22 protein-coding genes and 1 tRNA gene are annotated in these 18,987 nt (G+C 53.0%); 18 read left to right on the top strand and 5 right to left on the bottom strand.

Annotated features, from left to right (window positions below; all coding sequences use genetic code 11):
* The 16 genes from QZN75_RS00005 to QZN75_RS00075 form a co-directional block, all read left to right on the top strand.
* On the top strand, positions 1-303 hold a 303-nt coding region (locus tag QZN75_RS00005; protein WP_292423109.1), incomplete at its 5' end, for a hypothetical protein.
* 34 nt (positions 304-337) lie between these two features.
* Positions 338-787 (top strand): hypothetical protein, encoded by a 450-nt coding sequence (locus QZN75_RS00010; protein ID WP_292423111.1) that lies wholly within the window; start codon positions 338-340, stop codon positions 785-787.
* Positions 787-1,500 carry an AAA family ATPase gene (locus QZN75_RS00015; RefSeq protein WP_292423114.1) on the top strand — a complete coding sequence of 238 codons (714 nt, stop codon included), beginning with the start codon at positions 787-789 and terminating at the stop codon, positions 1,498-1,500. Before QZN75_RS00010 ends, QZN75_RS00015 begins: the two co-directional genes overlap by 1 nt.
* An 84-nt stretch (positions 1,501-1,584) precedes the next feature.
* Positions 1,585-2,031 (top strand): hypothetical protein, encoded by a 447-nt coding sequence (locus QZN75_RS00020; RefSeq protein ID WP_292423117.1) that lies wholly within the window; start codon positions 1,585-1,587, stop codon positions 2,029-2,031.
* Complete coding sequence (locus QZN75_RS00025; protein ID WP_292423120.1) at positions 2,028-2,717, top strand: ERCC4 domain-containing protein; 690 nt, start codon at positions 2,028-2,030, stop codon at positions 2,715-2,717. Before QZN75_RS00020 ends, QZN75_RS00025 begins: the two co-directional genes overlap by 4 nt.
* A gap of 38 nt (positions 2,718-2,755) precedes the next feature.
* Positions 2,756-3,313 carry an HNH endonuclease gene (locus QZN75_RS00030; protein WP_292423121.1) on the top strand — a complete coding sequence of 186 codons (558 nt, stop codon included), beginning with the start codon at positions 2,756-2,758 and terminating at the stop codon, positions 3,311-3,313.
* A 582-nt stretch (positions 3,314-3,895) separates the two neighbouring features.
* A complete protein-coding gene (locus tag QZN75_RS00035) occupies positions 3,896-4,090 on the top strand; it encodes a helix-turn-helix domain-containing protein (protein ID WP_292423122.1) in 195 nt (64 codons plus the stop codon).
* 1,525 nt (positions 4,091-5,615) lie between these two features.
* On the top strand, positions 5,616-5,738 hold the full coding sequence (locus tag QZN75_RS00040; RefSeq protein WP_292423123.1) for a hypothetical protein: 123 nt from the start codon (positions 5,616-5,618) through the stop codon (positions 5,736-5,738).
* Positions 5,719-6,381, top strand: a complete 663-nt coding sequence (locus QZN75_RS00045) for a PEP-utilizing enzyme (protein ID WP_292423126.1) — start codon at positions 5,719-5,721, stop codon at positions 6,379-6,381. The genes QZN75_RS00040 and QZN75_RS00045 overlap by 20 nt, the downstream gene beginning before the upstream one ends.
* A 3-nt stretch (positions 6,382-6,384) precedes the next feature.
* Positions 6,385-7,221, top strand: coding sequence for a thymidylate synthase (locus QZN75_RS00050; RefSeq protein WP_292423129.1), 837 nt, complete (start codon positions 6,385-6,387; stop codon positions 7,219-7,221).
* Between the two features lie 5 nt (positions 7,222-7,226).
* Entirely contained in the window at positions 7,227-7,571 is a 345-nt protein-coding gene (locus tag QZN75_RS00055) for a hypothetical protein (RefSeq protein ID WP_292423131.1), read from the top strand.
* A gap of 9 nt (positions 7,572-7,580) precedes the next feature.
* A complete protein-coding gene (locus QZN75_RS00060; RefSeq protein ID WP_292423132.1) occupies positions 7,581-7,901 on the top strand; it encodes a DUF3850 domain-containing protein in 321 nt (106 codons plus the stop codon).
* Positions 7,898-8,461, top strand: a complete 564-nt coding sequence (locus QZN75_RS00065; RefSeq protein ID WP_292423134.1) for a hypothetical protein — start codon at positions 7,898-7,900, stop codon at positions 8,459-8,461. Before QZN75_RS00060 ends, QZN75_RS00065 begins: the two co-directional genes overlap by 4 nt.
* A gap of 357 nt (positions 8,462-8,818) precedes the next feature.
* Positions 8,819-9,178 (top strand): HNH endonuclease, encoded by a 360-nt coding sequence (locus QZN75_RS09945; RefSeq protein ID WP_366652775.1) that lies wholly within the window; start codon positions 8,819-8,821, stop codon positions 9,176-9,178.
* Positions 9,171-9,602, top strand: a complete 432-nt coding sequence (locus tag QZN75_RS00070) for a type IV pilin N-terminal domain-containing protein (protein ID WP_292423135.1) — start codon at positions 9,171-9,173, stop codon at positions 9,600-9,602. The genes QZN75_RS09945 and QZN75_RS00070 overlap by 8 nt, the downstream gene beginning before the upstream one ends.
* Positions 9,603-10,069: 467 nt before the next feature.
* Positions 10,070-10,678 (top strand): response regulator receiver protein, encoded by a 609-nt coding sequence (locus tag QZN75_RS00075; RefSeq protein WP_292423138.1) that lies wholly within the window; start codon positions 10,070-10,072, stop codon positions 10,676-10,678.
* 129 nt (positions 10,679-10,807) lie between these two features.
* On the opposite strand, the gene QZN75_RS00080 is transcribed toward QZN75_RS00075, so the two are convergent.
* Positions 10,808-11,053 (bottom strand): hypothetical protein, encoded by a 246-nt coding sequence (locus tag QZN75_RS00080; RefSeq protein ID WP_292423140.1) that lies wholly within the window; start codon positions 11,051-11,053, stop codon positions 10,808-10,810.
* A 215-nt stretch (positions 11,054-11,268) separates the two neighbouring features.
* Positions 11,269-12,669: a M20/M25/M40 family metallo-hydrolase gene (locus QZN75_RS00085; RefSeq protein ID WP_292423142.1), complete on the bottom strand. Its 1,401-nt coding sequence runs from the start codon at positions 12,667-12,669 to the stop codon at positions 11,269-11,271.
* A gap of 403 nt (positions 12,670-13,072) precedes the next feature.
* Here QZN75_RS00085 and QZN75_RS00090 point away from each other — a divergent pair, with 403 nt between their 5' ends.
* Entirely contained in the window at positions 13,073-13,678 is a 606-nt protein-coding gene (locus QZN75_RS00090) for a hypothetical protein (protein WP_292423143.1), read from the top strand.
* A gap of 411 nt (positions 13,679-14,089) precedes the next feature.
* Here the strand turns inward: QZN75_RS00090 and QZN75_RS00095 are convergent, their stop codons facing one another.
* From QZN75_RS00095 to QZN75_RS00105, 3 genes are all read right to left on the bottom strand, one after another.
* Positions 14,090-15,271, bottom strand: coding sequence for a bifunctional 5,6,7,8-tetrahydromethanopterin hydro-lyase/3-hexulose-6-phosphate synthase (locus QZN75_RS00095; RefSeq protein WP_292423146.1), 1,182 nt, complete (start codon positions 15,269-15,271; stop codon positions 14,090-14,092).
* Positions 15,272-15,342: 71 nt separating this feature from the next.
* Positions 15,343-16,134, bottom strand: a complete 792-nt coding sequence (locus QZN75_RS00100; protein ID WP_292423149.1) for a PhzF family phenazine biosynthesis protein — start codon at positions 16,132-16,134, stop codon at positions 15,343-15,345.
* A 499-nt stretch (positions 16,135-16,633) separates the two neighbouring features.
* Positions 16,634-16,737, bottom strand: a tRNA-Trp gene (locus tag QZN75_RS00105).
* Between the two features lie 226 nt (positions 16,738-16,963).
* Between QZN75_RS00105 and QZN75_RS00110 the strand changes: the two genes are divergently transcribed.
* Positions 16,964-18,664, top strand: a complete 1,701-nt coding sequence (locus QZN75_RS00110) for an AMP-binding protein (protein ID WP_292423151.1) — start codon at positions 16,964-16,966, stop codon at positions 18,662-18,664.
* Positions 18,665-18,987: the final 323 nt, after the last annotated feature.

An 18,987-nucleotide genomic window follows, 5' to 3' on the forward strand; every position in this document is an offset into this window, starting at 1 on the left:
GAGATCTTCAAGGAAGGCATCCAGTTCAAGGCACACACCAAGCTCCAGATGAAACCCGACGGCAAGACTCCAAGCGGCTACTCCGAAGTCAACCTCGACACCATCGTCCCGGTCAAGGGCGGTGCCAAGGCAAGTCAGGCAAAGATCTCCGGCAGCAAGGATGACGAGACCTACCTGATCGTCGAAGCCACCAAGTACCCGAACAAGGAGAAGCTCATCCCCGCGATCGCCACGGCCCGCCCGGACCTCGTGAACCTGCTCATGCAGATGGACGCGCAGGGCAAGCTGTCCTACAAGGCATAATCACCCTGTCAACTTTTTTGCAACGGTGATGAACATGGCAAATATTGAAAAACCAAAGAGCATGACGGCTCGTGCATTGTACGAGATCCGTGAGATGTTGAAGCGCGAGTGCAACGACATCAAGAAAGAGGAGTGTGCTGCAGCCCATGTTGCAATCAACGACTACGAGCGTTCGGTTCGTGCAGACACGATAAAGCGGGTTGTCGCTGCGATCAAGGAGTCGGCACCGGGATACCGCCTTGTAACTACCAATGCTTGCAACATCGTGCAGTCTTCGTACAATATAAGCGGTCCCGTTTCGCTCCGTTTCGAGATTGTCTTCGAGCCGGCGTCGGTTAAGACTACCTCCAAGCACCAGCAGCTCCTGTTCAAGATCGGAGACGCCCGCAAGAAAGCACTGGAACAACTCGACCAGTGGTATCGTGACGGCCTCTACGACATTGCCAACCGCCGGGAAGTCAAACCCTTCGAGGTACCAAAGTAATGCCGCTCATTCTCACCTACGGAGAAGCGGGTAACGGGAAGTCCACGCAGCATGCCGCTGTCGCCAAGTACAGCGGCAAGAGATCGATCTATCTCTGCATGGAAGTCAAGGACGACAAGCTCCTGCAGTGGATGAATGTCCCGTATGCCCAAATCATCCAGTACAACGACATGTACGAGGAAGACGGTATCGCAACGCTTACCTGCCTCGAATCCGAGATCCGCAAGATCATCCGGGACAACCAGTACGATCTGGTAATTCTCGATGGCATCAGCGACATTCGGAAGTTTGCACAGAAAGAATGGATTTTCAGGGACAACCTGATCCGCGCGAAGGACGGCAAGGGTCCACGCTCTGGCATCTCCGGAGAGAACAAGGGTGCGTGGGCTGCAATCAACCAGCGTGTCATGGGCATCCTCGAACCCCTCATCAACTGGTCCAACATCAAGAAAACTACGGTGATGTTCACCGCCCAGATGAAAGACTCCTACATGAACGATCAGAAAGTCGGAAGGCAGATTGCGGCCGGCGACTGGATCGAGTTCGACGTCGATGTCAAGTGTAAACTCTATCGCACAGAAGACGGAACATACATGGCTCACTTCACCAAGGTGCCCGGATGGGCAACCGTTCTGGATGAAGATGTAGTCGTGGCAAAGGAGGGCTACTACGGCCTGCTGCTCGCCCGTGGCATCATCACGGTGGCATCATGAGCCGTAAACCTTTTTTGCATAGGAAATGCAATCTGGCATCTGTACTGCCGTTTGCAGGAACCACCAATTATCGCAGGTGATGAAATGTTTACAAACGAACAACTCAAATCGATGCGCGACGTTGCTGTTACAAGACTCGCCGAGCTCGAAGCAAAGATCACTGCCAGAAGGAATGAACTGGCGGGAATCGAAACGGAATACGGGCAGCTTCTCCAGTTCTGTATTGAAGAGAAGATCGAGCAGGATGGATCGTACCACCTCCTTAAGAAGACAAGTGCGAGGAGAACCGTTATCCCATCCAAGTTCGCGGAACTGTTCCCGGAGGCAAATAAGATCCTGCTGGCACGGTACCTCGCGTTCGTGAATTCCGAGCTCGATAAAGTCGCGGAGACGAAAGTGCTTCCGACAATCAACGTCGGAGATGCCAAAGAGGTTGTCGGGAATTCCCAGATCAATCAAGCATGTGAAATCTCGACATCATACCTGTACCATACCACGAGAAGGGAAGATATCGATATCGACCGGCGGTGAAGCCGCTGATAGCCATAGATTCACGCGAACAGAAGCAGGACTACATAGCAGGCCGTCTCAACGATCAAGGTATCGATACCAATATCGTTTGCCTCGCTCATGGTATGGATTACCTGATCGTTGGGACGCAGGACTCTGTTGGCATCCAGCGGAAGACCTTCCCGGAAGTTGCAACCCAGATGCAGGAGATCTACGATGACATACTGCCAGCGCTCATGGACCTGACAGAACACCCGGTCCTGCTCATAGAGGAAACGTACGCGATCGATAACTATTCCGGGATGATGATGCGCAGGGAGAACCGGTTCCTGAAGCCATGCCAGTTGTCGGCGCGGTCCTACTTCAATTTCCTTAATTCTGTTCGCAAGATGGGAGTTGAAGTCATCACAACGAAAGGTCTGGACGAATCAATCTGGTGGATGTACAGCACCCATTACTACGTGCACGATCAGCATTATCCTCACCAGAAGAAACGCTACGGCGCTGACATGCAGGCGCTCGGGATGCTCTGCTGCATCAATGGCATCGGGCATACCCGGGCATCGCAGATCCTGCAGGAGCATTCTCTACAGGATCTCATCACAATGGCAAACGTCGACATTATCAAAAAGAAGATCATGACGATAAACCAGACAGTGATGTTTCGCAATGTGATACAGGCGAACGTGAAGGCGGTGAAGAAGTGAACGCCCAGATGTTTCACCCTACCGAATTGCCATGCGAGATGAAATGTTTTTCATTTACCGATGACAAGTGTCCATTCAAAGCCATGTGCCAGTACCGGTGGGCGGTACTCGACAGTCTGGGACGGAAGAAACGGGTTGCGTGGAAACGCTGGGACGAGCGGCATCCAAGCGATCCGTCGAATGAGATCTGCCATCTCAAATATTCCGACATCGTTGATCTCTTCAAGGTGTACCTGAAAGCTGGATTCATTTGCTGGTACTGTCTGGAGCCCATGGTCATCTCCCATGGGTTCGGGAACACGAGCCGGCCGCATGTTCATCACGTGAATGATTTCAGTCTTGAACACAAGATCTCCCTTGCCGATGGGGGAACGAACGAGTTTTCAAACCTCGCACTCTGTTGTATCGAATGCAATTCCATACGGCAGGAACACAATCTTCCTGCGACGGAAACAACCATTGCGCGACGGATGCGAGAACGCCGAAATATGAACACACTGACCATAGGTGATATCTGTGCCATCAAGGAAAGAACTCGAAGCGCGGGCTCGTGCGATGATGATTATCACGGGACAGGCGCACGGAAAGTTGTCTGAAAAATATAAGAAGACGCCAAGTCAGATCAAGAGCGAACGCTGTCGGAAGAAGCTCCTGCGAGGCGGAAAAGAAAATAAGGATGCTGACATCCCGAACGACTGCACGATGTGTACCGAAGCCAATTCCTGCACGATCGGATTGCTGGCATGTACAAAGTACCAGTCGGTTGTATCGAGATGCAAGACATGCGGGGCCAAGGTGCGGCATCCAATAATTCCGGATCATATCTGGTTCTGGTGCCCGCAGCACGTTCCGGTTTCGCACGAATCCAACCAGAACCAGCAAGCACAATCACTAAATACAACAAGCACAAACATATAGGTAACAAGAATTCTATACGAGGTTTTCCTTTTCATGGCAGAAGATACGTTTGAGATCCCGAAGTGCCCACAGTGCGGGCGAAAGAATATCCGGCACCGCGTTACGACAAGAGATTCCGTATGCAACCTCTGCGGGCACGAATGGGCCGACGAACCAGCCAAGGTCACTAGCGTCGCGACGGGTCAAGAGTAATCTTTTTTTTTTCTATTTTTTCTTGTTACAACATACATTAATATACTACTACTTACTACATTGTATGTATGGAAACGCGGGACAGGCTTCGCAGCACAAAAGAAGCTGCCACGATCCTTGGAGTATGCGAGGAAACAGTTCGCCGCTACATCCGCGAGAAGAAACTGAAAGCCTCGAAGATCGGGAACTACCGCATCAGCGATGCCGATCTCGCAGCATTCATTGCGGCCGGGAAACTCGAACAAGCTGGACCTGCAGCCTGATTGCGATGGGTAAAGCATATGGTACCTGCGCGAGGACGGGGTGCACAGAACAACTCTCATATCTTACACAGGCAAACTCGAAACCATTATACTGTGCACGGTGTGAAAAAGAAATTCGGGCCCGGTTGAAAAAGGAAGATCCAAATATGTCTGACGATTCGTTGTTCTGGGCCACGCATGCAGAAATTACCAGCAGACCAAAGAATAGCAGGCAGGAAAAACTGGTGAAGAAAGATGGCTGACAACAGACTATGCCCGGTTATAAAAGGGGTGTGCATATACGGAGAATGCAGGGCGTGGATTCCAGCAGTCAGATGTGAATGTCTAGGCTCGTGTAATAAACCACTGGCCATCGGGAAGTCTTCCAAGTTTTCCAAACCGGCACGATGTCAAGGACTAAACAACACCGGGCGGTGCGAATTGCCAGCGTATTGTAAACTTATTGATCGGTGATGACATGAGAAATCGATATCGAAGAGCGCAGGGAAGGAGAACCGATAATCGGATCCTTGCAACAATTACAACAGCGAAGCTAACATCTGAAGCGATTGCAAACGTAGTACAGCTTGATCACAGGTATGTTTCGCACAGGATCACAGCACTTGTACGCGAAGGCAAAATTGTTATGTACCGCGATCTGCGCAATGGTGACGCCCGGAGAGTCTTATACCGGAAGCATCCATCGGTGGAGCTAGAACTCACATCATCGCAAGAGGTTACAGCATGACCGATACAATTCCCGATCGCAACAGTGCCTTATATTCGTTTTTCTGCCTTGCGCGAAATGTCGTGATATCACAGGGATACGATGGCGAGATCGAATGGTGCCAGAACCGGGATTTCAGCAGAATAACTGCAGACGAATTCCTGACGCAGTATAGGTTTGCGGTCTTTTCATCTTCCGGTCTTAATTACAAGGTTGCAAAGAAGATCGAGGCAGCATTCGATACAGCAAACAAAGCTGGCCCGAATGCATTCGAAACGATTCCCAACAGAAGGATGCGAGAAGCAATCGTGTTCATGTATCCGAGGTATCGGGAAGTGTTCCGGGATCTGAAGCTCCTGAAGACCGATGCAGAGAAGATTACTTTCTTACAAGGGCTCAAGCAGATCGGTCCAAAGGAAAGCAGGCATCTCGCTCGCAATCTTGGTATCGATTGTTGTAAACCGGATCGCCACATGGACCGTNNCCCGGACGCGATGTGCACGACGATACAGAAGTTCGAAGATGAACGCCTCGGGGTCATCGATGTGATCCTATGGAGATATTGTACGCTGACAGGAGAGTATGAATGAAAGCGTTTCGGCATACCGTAGAAACGATCATGTGTCTCTTTGGAGACGGATTTGGATTCATGCACAAGTGCAACCATAGGGGCACGAAACGATTCTGGTGTGAAAATAACCTGTGTGAAAACCTCTGTCCGTTGAATTTCCAACCTGCACACATCGAGGTACCTATATGAATATTGAACCTTGGCCGGCGGGACGGCTTTTTCTTTCTGGAACGAAACTCCAAGATCCCATGCTGACAGAAGATCACCAGAGAGAACTCGTCGCATACATCTGGAAGATGAAGCCGGGGTTGATACGCGAAGTCGTTTGCGTGAAATGCCCGGGGGTGAACAATGGCAACACGTCTCCTTAAGGACATTCAGGATGAACTCCTACTGTATGCGCAGGATGGTCGCAGCGACGTGGAGTTCCGGGTTGCTATTGCAGCAGACCAGTTCGGATCATTCGCGCGACACATCACGCACGATCAGAAACTGAATCCCGGATGCCGTCCACATGGAACCAAGGAATCGGAGATGGATGCTGCAGGTCACCTGCTCGTTCAGATGATGACACTGGTTGCCCTGCGAGGAATAGATCTGGAGAAGGCGATCGGAACTGCTCTCATCAACCTGCGCGAGAAGGACTTCCAGAGCCGCGAATCCACTGTTATGAAACCCGGAATCGTTGCAAGTAGTGGCGCGACAATGGGGATTGCATGGGTTGTCAAAGATGATTCCCGGATGGTATTTCCAGCAGACGATGATGCATTCAGAAAATACATTCTCGTTGCATCACATCCGGAACCGGATGCCCGGCTCTCAAAATTTGTTGGCATCATTACCGACCACGGTGGACTTGGTTGCCATGCCGCTATCATCGCAAGAGAACTTGGCATCCCATGTATCGTAGGAACTGGGTGCGCTACGCGGACAATCGCACATGGACAGTATCTCCACATGAGCAATACCGGAGAAAATCCATCGATTGAAATCATAACAATTGCGGTGACGTGAAACATGAAGATCGTTGCAGAAACCTGTGCGGACGCCCACGAGGCTGCGTTCGACGCAATCGTGAACAGCCATTCGGAACTCGACATTCGGACCCACGTCGACAAGAAGGAATTCACGCTGGAGTTCCTGTCACAAGAGCAAGGCGATGATTTCCTTCATATCAAGATCCTGCACCCGGAACAGGAACCGCAGGTGTCGCCCGGGTCGAACTTCGGGCCGCTGTTTACGGAGGCATACAAGAAGCAGTTCCTGACGCTGACGTCACCGAGGGCCGATGGAAAACAGGCGGTGTATACGTACTGGAATAGAAGCAAGGACTATCCACACTACGACGACGCGAGTGATGAAACATATGATGCCACCGATGGAGATGTAACGGGAGAATGGGTTGGAGATGGTGATGGCAGAGGATATGATCAGGTGTCTGTTCTCATCGACAAGCTCGCCCGGGATCCCAACAATCGCCGCGGGGTCATCGTAACATGGAATCCCCTTCTTGATGCAGAATCTCTCGAACCTCCTTGCATGGATTTCATCCAGTTCATCATACGGGATAACTACCTGCACATGCGTGTTGTGTTTCGCTCACAGGATATCCTGCTCGGGCTCCCGGAGAATATGCCCGGATGCGCTGCATTTTTCCGTTACGTACTGCAAGGATTGTGGATAAAACAACCAAGCGTTCGTGACAGGGACATGATAAGAATGGGCACTCTCACTATCATCTCGCTCACCCCTCATATTTATAAGAAGCGCGACGGGAACGACTTCGACAAGATGCGCCAGCATATCTTCGCAAAGAAAACCCTCGGCCAGTGGAAGGTCATCATCAAGGAATGAAAACGATGCCTGCTGGTTTCTGTCCTGTCTGTAATAATCGTCGCGGTTACGATATCGATTCCATGGAGTCGTACGTATGTGATGTCTGCGGAGCCCTGTTCATCCTATCGCCATTCGGTCCCATCCTGCAGTACGTGGATGCCCGCGATCGCTTCCCGGAATTTGATATGGATCTTCAGGTGGATGCATGGGAAGGAAAGTTGATTTCGCGTTCTCCGATCCCGGCAGATACGCGATATACCAACCCGGAGATCGTAAGTGCGATTGAAAACTGGCAGGATGAACATCCCGTCCTCGATGGCGTCCTGTGTCTTCGCCAGAAGCACATCTACATCGGGAAGCCGATATAGGGAACCGGAATGACACAAACACATGATCTCAAGACGCACCCGGAACCATTCCAGTCTGTCGTCATAAAAGAGAAGATCTTTGAATACCGCTGGAATGATAGGAACTTCCAAGTAGGTGATCTTCTCCATCTGAACGAGTACGACCCGATTGCCATCATGCATACCGGCCGTGTTGCCATCGTGAAGGTTCTTTATATCCTGTATGGTGGAAAGTTTGGCGCCCCAGATGGATACTGNNGCATCAGGCACCAGTGGAATTCATCCTTGCAGTATTCGGGCGAGTACCGAACGTGGCGGCTTCAGGAAGCCTGCAGGCAGTTGATGGAATGAAGAAACCCGAGTACCCGATCGTCTGGCATCCGTCATTCTTTGCGGTGTGGGGTGCATTCGTTCTTGCCGCGGGATACTTCGGAGATCTGCTCTATGTAGCGTACGTTCTCACGGTCCTGCTGGTTCTCATCTCGCATGAACATGCGCATGCATCAGCCTGCATCAGGAATGGAGTCAAGATCGAAAGTATTGAGTTCACGTACTGGGGTGGACTTGTCAGTGCAGCATGGGAACACGACATCGCGGCGTACGACATCATTGTTGCTGGTGTGAAAGATACAACCATCTACGCTGCAGGATTCACAGCACTCCTGCTTTTCATGCAGAACTACGGACACTACTTCGCACAGGGACTCCGTTTCATCACGATTCAGGAATCGGATTACCTCTGGTGGGTTGCCCAGTTCACCATCCTCATGGTTATATCGAATGTCATCCCGGGAACATACCACCACAAAGTCTACGGGCCTATCAGGACAGACGGTTGGCACGCATGGCACTACAGGGAGATCCGGGATGAGCTCTGGAATGATGGCAAGGTTCTCTCCCAGATCCGATAACTATTTATTCTCACACTTCTTATTCTTATTATGCACATCAAGTGTGATCGACCATCGTGCCAACACGAATGGGGTTACAAGGGCAAAAGTAAGCATCTCGTGACTTGCCCGATGTGCAGGAAACAAGTCAAGCTTACATCGCCCGGCTGTGAAAAGCCGAAAGAATGAGAGTGATCCGGATTGAAGACTATACCGCTGACCAAAGGGTATGAGGCGATGGTTGACGACAAGGATTACGAGACTGTTGCTGGTTATAAATGATACGCCTCCACGTCGTTCGGGATAACGTATGCGAAACATATGCTCCCGACGATGCCGGGTGAAAAGCGAAAAGATGAACGCATGCACCAGTTGATCATGGGTACAAGATCGACGGAATATGTTGATCATATCGATGGCAACGGTCTTAATAACCAGCGGAACAACCTGCGCGTTGTAACTCACCGGGAAAATTGCATGAATAGACATCCTAGGAAACTTGGAAAGAAATCAAGCAAGTATCCGGGAGTTACATGGAATAAACGATCCCAAAAATGGAACACCCAAGCGCAGGTATATGGAAAGCATGTACACATCGGAACCTACGAGACGGAAGAAGATGCTCACGTGGGTTACATGGAGTACGTTGCGCAATTTCCAGAATCTCCGAGAAAGCAAAGATCTACAACACAGTGTACGTCGCAAGAGACGAAAGAGGAGATCGAGAATTATGTATAAAAACAACAACGAAGCGGTATCCCCAGTAATTGGGGTGATATTAATGGTTGCCATTACGGTCATACTTGCTGCGGTCATCGCCGCGTTCGTGTTCGGCATGGCAGGAAACATCCAGAAGAGCCACGTGGTTGCGGCGACTGCGCAACGGACATCCAGTACTACCGTAACTGTTACCTACCAGGGCGGTCAGGATGCAGGAACACTTCAGTCTATCCAGTGGCAAGTCGGTGGCTCAGCCGCTTCGCCGGGGACGCCTCCTGGTGCAGTAGGAACTGGTGGAATAATGATTGCTAACGCCACCTCCGGCACGGTAAATGTTGGGTCAAGTGGAGTAATAACAACTGGAGCCCCTCCTGTTCACGTTACTGCTATTGGAAAATTCGCGGATGGAACTTCTCAGGTCATCTACGATTCCAACCTCTAATCTTTTTTTAATTGTACCCTTCGTTTGCTGTTTTATTTTTGTCCGGCCCGTCATTCCCCAGCGTGCCTCTTGCCATGCATCATGATCCCTGCACGGGCTGCAAAGAATTAATCCAATAAATTTCATGGGTCTCTCCTCTCCTCAGAAAAACGGGCAGATTCTCTCAAAAACATCGCTCATGCAGGATCCCTGTCGTTTCTTCTCTTCTCCAGTTGCACGACTCCTGACAAAAAGGCTCGTGTCCGGGTCTCGTGGCAGCCCGTGACATTTTCTGTCTGTGGTGATCGAAGAAATCCCTAGTTACCCGAAATATCCGGGCCCGTAGATGGGTTTTCTGCTGAAAAATGATGGGTGATGAGGCATGCGATCCAGACTCAAATAAAAGGTTTCTGGTCAAAAGAACAGTAAAGATAGGATTAAATAGTTGACGAAGTATTGTATATCCTAATCCCAAGACGGGGTATGCAATGACGGAAGACAAACGGAAAACACAGCTGCTGGAACTTTTCAGCACCATGTCCGGCAAGACAAAGATTGTCGAGCCGATGAAAAACATTCATGGCACCCTCAGGGACAGCGATGCAATTGAACGCGAGGTCGCGCTGGTGATGCGGGAGATCATCGAGCAGGGGATCTTCAAGACTTCGCTCAAGCCGATCCAGCTCGCCAAGCTCGTTACCTCCTTTTATGCGGGAAAGAACGACACCGAGATCGCACGCGAGCTCGGTGATGAGAAACTCAGTAAGACGGTTGCCCGGGCACGTGTCCGGCTCAAACTCTTCCGGGAACTTGACTTCAGGATGCCATTTGACAAGGTAAAGATGGAAGATCTGGTCGAATCGGGAAAGACGATGAAGGAAGTTTCCGATGAACTCGGTGTCAGCCCGTCAACCCTGCGCGAATACCGGCATGTCATCGAGGAACAGGAAGACCCGACCATCGATCCGTATATCCGCCGTATCCGGGACGTGATGGAAGACCGCGATCTTTCCGAGCAGATGACCCGGAGCGCCACAGCCGACAATCTGGGTGATTCAATCGATATCACCGAAGCAGAACTGATCGATGTGGTGTAACGGGTGTTTCCCCCTCACCCCGAAATTCCTTTTTAAAAAAAAGATGCGGCTGGTTTCGCACCGTGCTTATCACAATCCCATTCCGGCCCATGAAGGATCTGGCAATGGATGCCGTGTGGTTCTTTTCTGTTACAAGGTCACAGGGGGATTCTCTGTCTTCCGGGAAGGCCGGAGCTCCCGGATGATCAGGTAGAGCACGTCAACAAGATACCCGAACACCGGCAGGATCGCCAGAATGACCCAGACTGATGTAAGCATTTTCTGTTCTTTTGCGTCCCGGTAGATGAGATACGCGATGAGCAGTTGTACTGCCCAGAGTACGATCATCAGGGCGAGCCCTGCAAATGAGTGCGCATGATACATAAATGGCGGCATTGTAAAGTATAAGTTACTTCCTGTTATATGCTTTTACCTGTTGACAATGAACCGGATCATTGTAAGCAACCAACTAAAATTATTGTCTGGTTCCTGTAGTAAAAATCACATTACCAGAGGGTATGTGAGAGGCCCCGGACCTCTTTACACCTAAGACAACCTGAATGGGCTGTAACGTTGGTTCCGGCAGGATACCAGCCAACTGCCCGGAACTATCAGCCAGAACGGGAACCCCCTGATTTTTTTTCAGATATGCGCTTCACCGCCCCTTTCTTAAAAAGCAAAAGGAACAGGCTTTGCGCCACAATGGACCGCTCCAGCTCACCAATATCCACACTCTCATTGGTCCCGTGGATGCGCGAACATGAGGCGTCCTCGGCACCCCAGAGGATGAACTCAGCGTGTGGCACGGCGTTATGGAGCACATGCAGCAGGGGGATCGAACCTCCGGTCCCCTTTTCCAGGACCGGTTTTCCAAAAGCGGTTTCCAGTGCCCGGCGGGCTGCCACCACCCCATGACCCCCGGCCGGGCAGATGAACCCAGAAGAAGCACTCACTTCCCGCACTTCGACATGGACGTTCCAGGGTGCGGCGGCACGCAGGTGATCCATGAGGATATGCAGCTCGCGATCGGGATCCGCATCCGGGGCAATACGCATGCTGATCTTTGCGGCCGCCCGGGGGATCAGGATATTTGCGGAAGCGCTGATGGAAGGGGCATCAATCCCGATCACGGTGATGGAAGGTTTCGACCAGATACGTGCGCCGAGCGGCCCGGTGCCGATGAGATCCACACCCTCCAGCAATCCTGCACTCTCCCGGTAGATCTCCTCCGGGTACTCCATGGTTGCAGGGAGACCGGACCGGAGACCCTGCACTGCCACGTCTCCTTGAGCATCATGGAGCGTGGCAAGCATCCGTATCAGGGCGACCAGGGCGTCGGGTGCCGCTCCCCCGAACGTCCCCGAGTGAACCGGACTCTCAAGAGTACGAACTTCGACGATACAGGAAACCTCGCCCCGCAGGGATGTTGTGAGCGCAGGGTCGCCCACGGTAAGGTTGCCATTATCGGCTACAATAAACGCGTCGCACCGGAAGAGCTCCGGATGTGCGGCGACAAACGCGTCGAGATGGCTGGTCGTCTCCTCCTCTCCCTCGATAAGCACCTTCACACCCACAGGAGGTTTTCCGCGAAAGACCCTGATGGAGGCCGCGGTGATCATGATGCCTGACTTGTCATCGGTGGCTCCCCGCCCATAGATGCGGCCGTCCTTTTCTACCGGCGTCCAGGGATCCGTCTCCCACCCGTCTTCTTTGTGTGCCGGCTGGACATCGTAATGGGCGTACATCATGACGGTCGGTGCACCGGGAGGGGGGGAGATCTCGCCGTACACTGCCGGGTATCCCCCGGGGATGTCGATGAGGCGGACGTCATGCAGCCCGTACTCTTTGAGCAGCGCAGCCGTTGCATCCGCCATCGCATTGACAGGTTCAGAGGGATAGCCGGGAAAGGCTACCGAAGGATACCGGATAAGACTTTTGAGTTGTTCCACGACATCGGGCATCAGTGCCCGGGTTCTCGATCGGATCTCGTCGAAGGTTACCTCAGTTCCCATGCATATATCTCCGGATATACTCGTTCCTGAAGGGGCTTATACTATCTTTTGTTGCTAAATCTCCGGTCGTTTTAAGAAGAGAGATGGATTCCACGCTTCCCGCGTACTATCCGGAAATGAGGGGGCCCTCCAAGAGAGACCCCCGGCTCTGGAGAAATCCGCAGAAAATTCCCTCAATAATTCTATGGGCTTGGTGCACGCTGCCTTTTGCTCCCCGCACACTCGAGGCATCCCTCCTGGAGCGATACCTCTCTCGAAAAAGATACTCATATTATCGCGAAAGCAGCAGTGGCAGTCCAGGCAGGACAGGTACTATCCCTTTCATTGGCAGGGTGGCTGGGATAATCATGAGATACAATACCTGCCACAATTATTTTCCCTGTACAAGGACTCAGGAGATATCATGGACAGGAAAAAAATCCGGTTTCTTCCCGGGATACTTATAATCCTTGTTCTCCTTTTGGCAGGATGCACCGGTATACGGCCCGCAGAAAATACCACGGAGCGGCCGACAGTTTCCCCGGTTGTCATCCCCACGACACCGGCGCCACTCCCCGTTACTGAGATCGTCACCCCTCATACGCAGCCACCAGAAACAACTCCAGCGATTACACCTGTACCGGAACCGGTTGTCACGCTGACAACAAAACCCATCCCTCCCCCAACCATATCTTCAATTTATGTCTATGGTGCCAATTTTCACGTCTTTCCGCTATCCTTTGACAGCACGGGTGTTGTCACCAAAGGAAACATCACGTTATCCGGGTTGATCGATTCCCTCTCTTCCTATCCCTTAAAAGTCGTTATGAGGGGAGAAATGTACGGTGCCCACTCCCTCCCCGACACGCCAAAAGCAACGGCCTACGACACGGTATTAATCTCTCCCCATGGTACTTCAGGATTTACGCTCGAGATGGATGACTATGTATTTAACGACTGGCCCGGTTATGCAGTCGAGCCCGACACCTGGAACCTGACGATAATGAACGTCTCGGTGGCATCACCATAAACGGGGGAAACGATCCTTCAGGACGAATACCGGTTTTCACGAGGAACCTCCGCCTCGCTGACACGGTCCCCACAACAGGCACCGGGTGCAACTCCACGCTAAGCTTTCATAGTTCCGGAGTGAACCCGGTCGATTCACATCTGAATCTCCAGAGAGCAAAAAATCCTGCGATATTTATACATCTCTTTATCGTATCACCCACCAATGAGGCATTATCCTTATGCAAACGACTGAAAAAAAGATACGAATAATCCGTGACAAGTTGAGCAGGATCGGCATCGGAGAAAAGTGCCTCGACGATAAAGCCATCCTCCTGTCGTACAGCATCAACTCATGTGGCAACCTGTGTTCGGTTCCGAAAATTCAGTAGGATCTTTTTCAAATCTAAAAAAGTATTCAAAAATTATTGTTTTAGAAATCCGTCATAACCCTGAACTGGTCGATCTCTTCCCGGTTGAGCTGGTCAAGGAACTCATCGGTTGCATGCCCGATGTCCTTGCTCGCGGTGATACCGCGGCCGACCACGAGGATATCTGCGCCTGCCTTGAGGGCGTCTTTCACGACTTCGACACGGATGCCGCCGGCAGTTGCGCAGAGGAGTTTCCCGCCCGCTGCCTTCTTCATTGCCGGGATGTCGCCCCATGCGTGGGCGGTCTCCTCGGTATCGATCGCACGGTGGAGCTCGACGATGTCAGGCTTCACTTTGAGCTTTTCGATGAGCTTTGCCGGGTTCTGCACGTTGAGCATATCGATGATCGAGTAGATGCCGACTTTGCGGGCTTCCAGGATCGCCTTCTCGATCGTGGAGGTTGGGGCAAGGCCCGAGACGACGACTGCATCTGCGGTCGCATCTGCCGCCATCCGGGCTTCGAGATTGCCGGTATCGAGGATCTTCATATCCGCGATGATGAATGCGTTCGGGCGCAGCTTGCGGATCTCTGAAAGGACACCAAGGCCGAACTTCTTGATGAGCGGCGTTCCTGCCTCGATGAGCACATGGTCGTTCTGCGGGACTTCCTTTAAGACCTGCGCGACCCTGCCCATGTCCACGAGGTCCATCGCGACCTGCAGGTATGGCGGGTCCCAGAGGCGCTGCACCTTGAATCCCATGATGCCGTGCGCTGCACGATCCTTCTCGTACACGAGCGTCTTTACGTCCGGGAACTTGTCGAGCGCCCGGCGGATGGCAAGCTTCGTCGCACCGTAGTTGTACCGGTAGATCCGGTTGTAATCCCTTGCATCCGGGTGGACAAACGCAGATGCAAGAATAACGATATCCTCGATATCGAGATTGTCAAACACGCCTTCTTCGAGGCTGTCCGCGACCGCCTTTGCAACCGCTGCCTGCACCGGGCCAAACATCTCGTTGACCTGCTCCATGCCCTTTAACGTCACCTTCGGGATAACGACCGTTGCGGGCTTGGTGAGCAGGTTCGGGCGGACGACCGCTAACAGGGGGGTGTGTCCCACCGATAACTGGGATACCGCGTTTGCAAACGCGCTCCCGACCGGGCCTTCCTTATTCCCGAGCAGCAGGTCGATATGCGCGAGTTCCGCGCCCTCGCCTATGAGTGCTTCTCCGACAAGATACATGTGAATCTTTTATCTCCGGTTAGATATGTGACCGCCAACCATGATAAGATTACGCGGGGTGCTCCTTCCGTTTAAACCAGCAGCTGCCCCGAGAACACCCGCACCGCATGCCCGCCCAGAATCACCCGGTCGCCGTTCAGCGTAACCCGGACGGTTCCGCCCCTTAAAGAGCACTGGAACCCGAAAAGTTCGGTTTTATGGAGTTTTTCTCCCCAGTACGGCCCGAGGCAGCAGTGGGCGGAACCGGTGACCGGATCTTCCGGCACGCCAAGTGCCGGGGCAAAGAACCGGGAAACAAAATCGAATGCCGGAAGGTCGGAGGGAGCGGTGACAATAATGCCCCGTGCGGGAACGGCAGCGAGGGCGGCCATGTCGGGCTCGCAGTCGCATACGTCCGCAGCGGCAGGAAGCTCCACGAGCAGGTCAAAACGGTTCCGCCCGACAAAGACGGGCGTTGCCCCCAGCGCCCGGTCGAGCCCCGGGACCGGTTCTGTTTCCCCCGCCGGCTCTGCAGGAAAATCAAGATATATCCATTCGCCGTCCCGGCGGGCGGTCAGTGTCCCGGACAGGGTCTCAAAGGATACCGGAGAACCCGGCTGCTCCCGGCCGGTCTCCCAGAGCACAAATGCGGCAGCGAGTGTCGCGTGGCCGCAGAGTTCCACCTCCTGTGCAGGAGTAAACCACCGCAGGTTCCAGCTGCCGGAACCGGGATGGAGAAACGCCGTCTCCGAATGGTTCAGTTCAGCGGCGACCTGCTGCATCCAACTGGGATCGGCAGGTTCGTCCAGGATGCAAACCCCGGCAGGGTTCCCCCGGAAGGGGTGGCCGGTAAAAGCATCGACAACGTGCAGTTCGTGACCCATAAGACTGGATAGGTATGCCGGTCAATAAAACATACGGGAGTGCAGGCCGCCTCATGAAACGCTAAAGTACACTATCGAGCTATCCATAAAACGGGTTTACAGAAAATTTTAGGAGGGCTCCCCGTCTCAGGGCCCCTCACGGGGCACGGCGGGGCCAGGGAATTATTCGTGACAATTCAGACAGGGTTCCTGTTGGCCGGCATCCGATCCGTTCCAAAGTATCTTTCGTCCCTTGCCCGTCGCGGGGGCTTCCTGCCGGGGGCGGCGGGAGCCATCGCTCCAGAGAGGGAGACCCACGCCCAGCCTGAACAATATTTTTTGGGATTAATGTCAGGATCCCATCCGCTATTCCATCGCACTGCGCCCCGTCCCCCTCGGGGGACAAAGTGGCGCAAGAGGGGGGCAGGTTATCAACAGGATAAAACCGGATATTCACAAATGAGGGGAAAACAGAACCCAAACGCTCCGCTCCAGGAAAAAACAGCCTTATGAGAAAACGTGGGGTTGGTGAGATTTGAACTCACGATCGACGGGTCTCTCCGACATGCNNAGAACGCAAAGACCGCTGGAGCCCGTCGCCATTCCGGGCTTGGCCACAACCCCGCCCGTCATGCTAGCTGTGAATATGCCACAGCTGACTATACAAGATCGTGCTGACGAAATTTAATTGTTTTCCCTCACCGATCGTTTTTCCTCATGCAAAGCACGCCGGCGGCCGGGACAACCTGCTATGTGCCTGGCATCCCGCCCTGTCAAGGACAAAAACTTACCTGAATCTCCGGCCATAAAATCAGCAGTCATATATCCTGTGGTTACTCCATATTTTACGATGGATAAGGGCAGTTATACGTGCGGGACATCGGAATTCCCCCTGCTGGGAATGACGATGGGTGAGATGATCGAACATATCGCGTCAAAGTACCCTGAAACCGAGGCGGTTGTCTCCGTCCACCAGAACATCCGCTGGACATACCGGGAGTTTCTGGCAAAGGCAAACGAGATCGGCCGGGCGCTCATGGGCCTTGGCGTGGAAAGGGGCGACCGGGTGGGCATCTGGGCGATGAACTATGCCGAGTGGATCGCGGTGCAGTTCGCCACCGCAAAGATCGGGGCGGTCATGGTGAACATCAACCCCGCCTACCGCACATACGAACTCGAATATGCCCTCAAGCAGTCGGAAGTCCAGACCCTCATCCTTCAGGGGCGGTTCAAGACCTCCGATTACGTGGGGATGTTTTACGAGACCTGCCCTGAAGCCTACGAGCAGAAGCCCGGGCGGATCTCCTCGGAGAAGTTTCCGTTCCTCAAGAACGTAATCTTCATGGGCGACATCCCGTATAACGGCATGTTTACGTGGGACGAATTTTTAAAAAAGGCTGAAGACATCGACATGGACGAGCTCACAGAAAGGGGCGAAGCCCTCTCCTTTGACGACCCCATCAACATCCAGTACACGAGCGGTACGACGGGCTTTCCCAAGGGCGTCGTCCTCACCCACCACAGCGTGCTCAACAACGGCTATATCATCGGAGAAGGCATGAACTTTTCCGAGAAAGACCGGCTCTGCATCCCCGTCCCGTTCTACCACTGTTTCGGCATGGTCCTTTCCAACATGGCCGCCGCCACCCACGGGACGACCATGGTCCTGCCCTCCCCCACGTTCGATGCCGAGGCAGTCTTAAAGACCATCGAGATGGAACGCTGCACCGCGGTCCACGGCGTCCCCACGATGTTTATCGCTGAGCTCGCCCTGCCCGACTTCTCAAAGTACAACCTCACGTCCCTGCGGACAGGCATCATGGCCGGTTCGCCCTGCCCGATAGAAGTGATGAAGCAGGTCAATACCAAAATGAACATGAGCGAGATTGTGATCGTGTACGGCCAGACGGAGACGAGTCCCGGCGTTACAATGACCACGACAAAAGACCCGGTCGAGCGCCGCGTCACCACCATCGGGCGGGCATTCCCCCATACCGAGCTCAAGATCATCGACCCCAAGACCGGCAAGATCGTCCCGATGGGAGAGATCGGGGAGATCTGCGCCCGTGGCTACTGCGTGATGAAATGCTATTACAACAACCCGTCGGCCACGCACGCGACCCTCGACAAGGATCACTGGAACCACACGGGCGACCTCGCCACGATGGACGAGGAAGGCTACTTCAAGATTGTCGGCCGGTTAAAAGACATGGTGATCCGGGGCGGTGAGAACATCTACCCCCGGGAGATCGAGGAGTACCTGCACCACCATGAGAAGATCTCAGATGTGTACGTGGTCGGCGTACCGGATATCAAGTACGGCGAGGAACTCTGCGCCTGGGTGAAAGTAAAGGCAGGCCAGACGCTCGCCGAGGATGAAGTGAAGGACTTCTGCAAAGGAAAGATCGCCCACTATAAGATCCCCCGGTATGTCATGTTCGTGGACGATTTCCCCATCAATATCTCCGGCAAGATCCAGAAGTACCTGATGCGGGAGGAGTCCATAAAGAAACTCGGGCTTGAGGCCGCAGAAAATATCAAGACTGCGTAAAGGGAACGATCGGGATTTTCACTCTTTTTTTGCCCGTTCACCGATTGGATTGGGATATTTCTGATCAGTTGAGAAATGAGAGTGCTGGTAAATCCGTAGCGATGGCTCCCGCCTCCCCCGAAGGGACGCCCCCGCGGCGGGCTGGAGACGGGGAACAATAAGAGACAGATCGATATTCAATCAGAAAACGAAAATTTTCTCTAAATGCTGCAAACAACCCCCTTGCCCCGCCGTGCCCCGGAGGGGCCCTGATGCGGGGAGTCATCGCAACCACTACGAGTTGTTTCACCGGTTTTTCATACCAGGTATGTAATCTTTTTATG

The organism is Methanoregula sp., from assembly GCF_003170075.1.
In the GTDB taxonomy this organism is placed as follows: domain Archaea; phylum Halobacteriota; class Methanomicrobia; order Methanomicrobiales; family Methanospirillaceae; genus Methanoregula.

Excerpts from the sequence above, each read along its gene's own strand:
- QZN75_RS00050 (WP_292423129.1), top strand. The coding sequence starts at position 6,385 with ATGAAGATCGTTGCAGAAACCTGTGCGGACGCCCACGAGGCTGCGTTC.
- QZN75_RS00010 (WP_292423111.1), top strand. The coding sequence starts at position 338 with ATGGCAAATATTGAAAAACCAAAGAGCATGACGGCTCGTGCATTGTAC.
- QZN75_RS00100 (WP_292423149.1), bottom strand. The coding sequence starts at position 16,134 with ATGGGTCACGAACTGCACGTTGTCGATGCTTTTACCGGCCACCCCTTC.
- QZN75_RS00075 (WP_292423138.1), top strand. The coding sequence starts at position 10,070 with ATGACGGAAGACAAACGGAAAACACAGCTGCTGGAACTTTTCAGCACC.
- QZN75_RS00045 (WP_292423126.1), top strand. The coding sequence starts at position 5,719 with ATGGCAACACGTCTCCTTAAGGACATTCAGGATGAACTCCTACTGTAT.
- QZN75_RS00065 (WP_292423134.1), top strand. The coding sequence starts at position 7,898 with ATGAAGAAACCCGAGTACCCGATCGTCTGGCATCCGTCATTCTTTGCG.
- QZN75_RS09945 (WP_366652775.1), top strand. The coding sequence starts at position 8,819 with ATGGGTACAAGATCGACGGAATATGTTGATCATATCGATGGCAACGGT.
- QZN75_RS00030 (WP_292423121.1), top strand. The coding sequence starts at position 2,756 with ATGAAATGTTTTTCATTTACCGATGACAAGTGTCCATTCAAAGCCATG.
- QZN75_RS00020 (WP_292423117.1), top strand. The coding sequence starts at position 1,585 with ATGTTTACAAACGAACAACTCAAATCGATGCGCGACGTTGCTGTTACA.
- QZN75_RS00055 (WP_292423131.1), top strand. The coding sequence starts at position 7,227 with ATGCCTGCTGGTTTCTGTCCTGTCTGTAATAATCGTCGCGGTTACGAT.
- QZN75_RS00035 (WP_292423122.1), top strand. The coding sequence starts at position 3,896 with ATGGAAACGCGGGACAGGCTTCGCAGCACAAAAGAAGCTGCCACGATC.
- QZN75_RS00040 (WP_292423123.1), top strand. The coding sequence starts at position 5,616 with ATGCTGACAGAAGATCACCAGAGAGAACTCGTCGCATACATCTGGAAG.
- QZN75_RS00085 (WP_292423142.1), bottom strand. The coding sequence starts at position 12,669 with ATGGGAACTGAGGTAACCTTCGACGAGATCCGATCGAGAACCCGGGCA.
- QZN75_RS00070 (WP_292423135.1), top strand. The coding sequence starts at position 9,171 with ATGTATAAAAACAACAACGAAGCGGTATCCCCAGTAATTGGGGTGATA.
- QZN75_RS00110 (WP_292423151.1), top strand. The coding sequence starts at position 16,964 with ATGGATAAGGGCAGTTATACGTGCGGGACATCGGAATTCCCCCTGCTG.
- QZN75_RS00090 (WP_292423143.1), top strand. The coding sequence starts at position 13,073 with ATGGACAGGAAAAAAATCCGGTTTCTTCCCGGGATACTTATAATCCTT.
- QZN75_RS00015 (WP_292423114.1), top strand. The coding sequence starts at position 787 with ATGCCGCTCATTCTCACCTACGGAGAAGCGGGTAACGGGAAGTCCACG.
- QZN75_RS00095 (WP_292423146.1), bottom strand. The coding sequence starts at position 15,271 with ATGTATCTTGTCGGAGAAGCACTCATAGGCGAGGGCGCGGAACTCGCG.
- QZN75_RS00080 (WP_292423140.1), bottom strand. The coding sequence starts at position 11,053 with ATGCCGCCATTTATGTATCATGCGCACTCATTTGCAGGGCTCGCCCTG.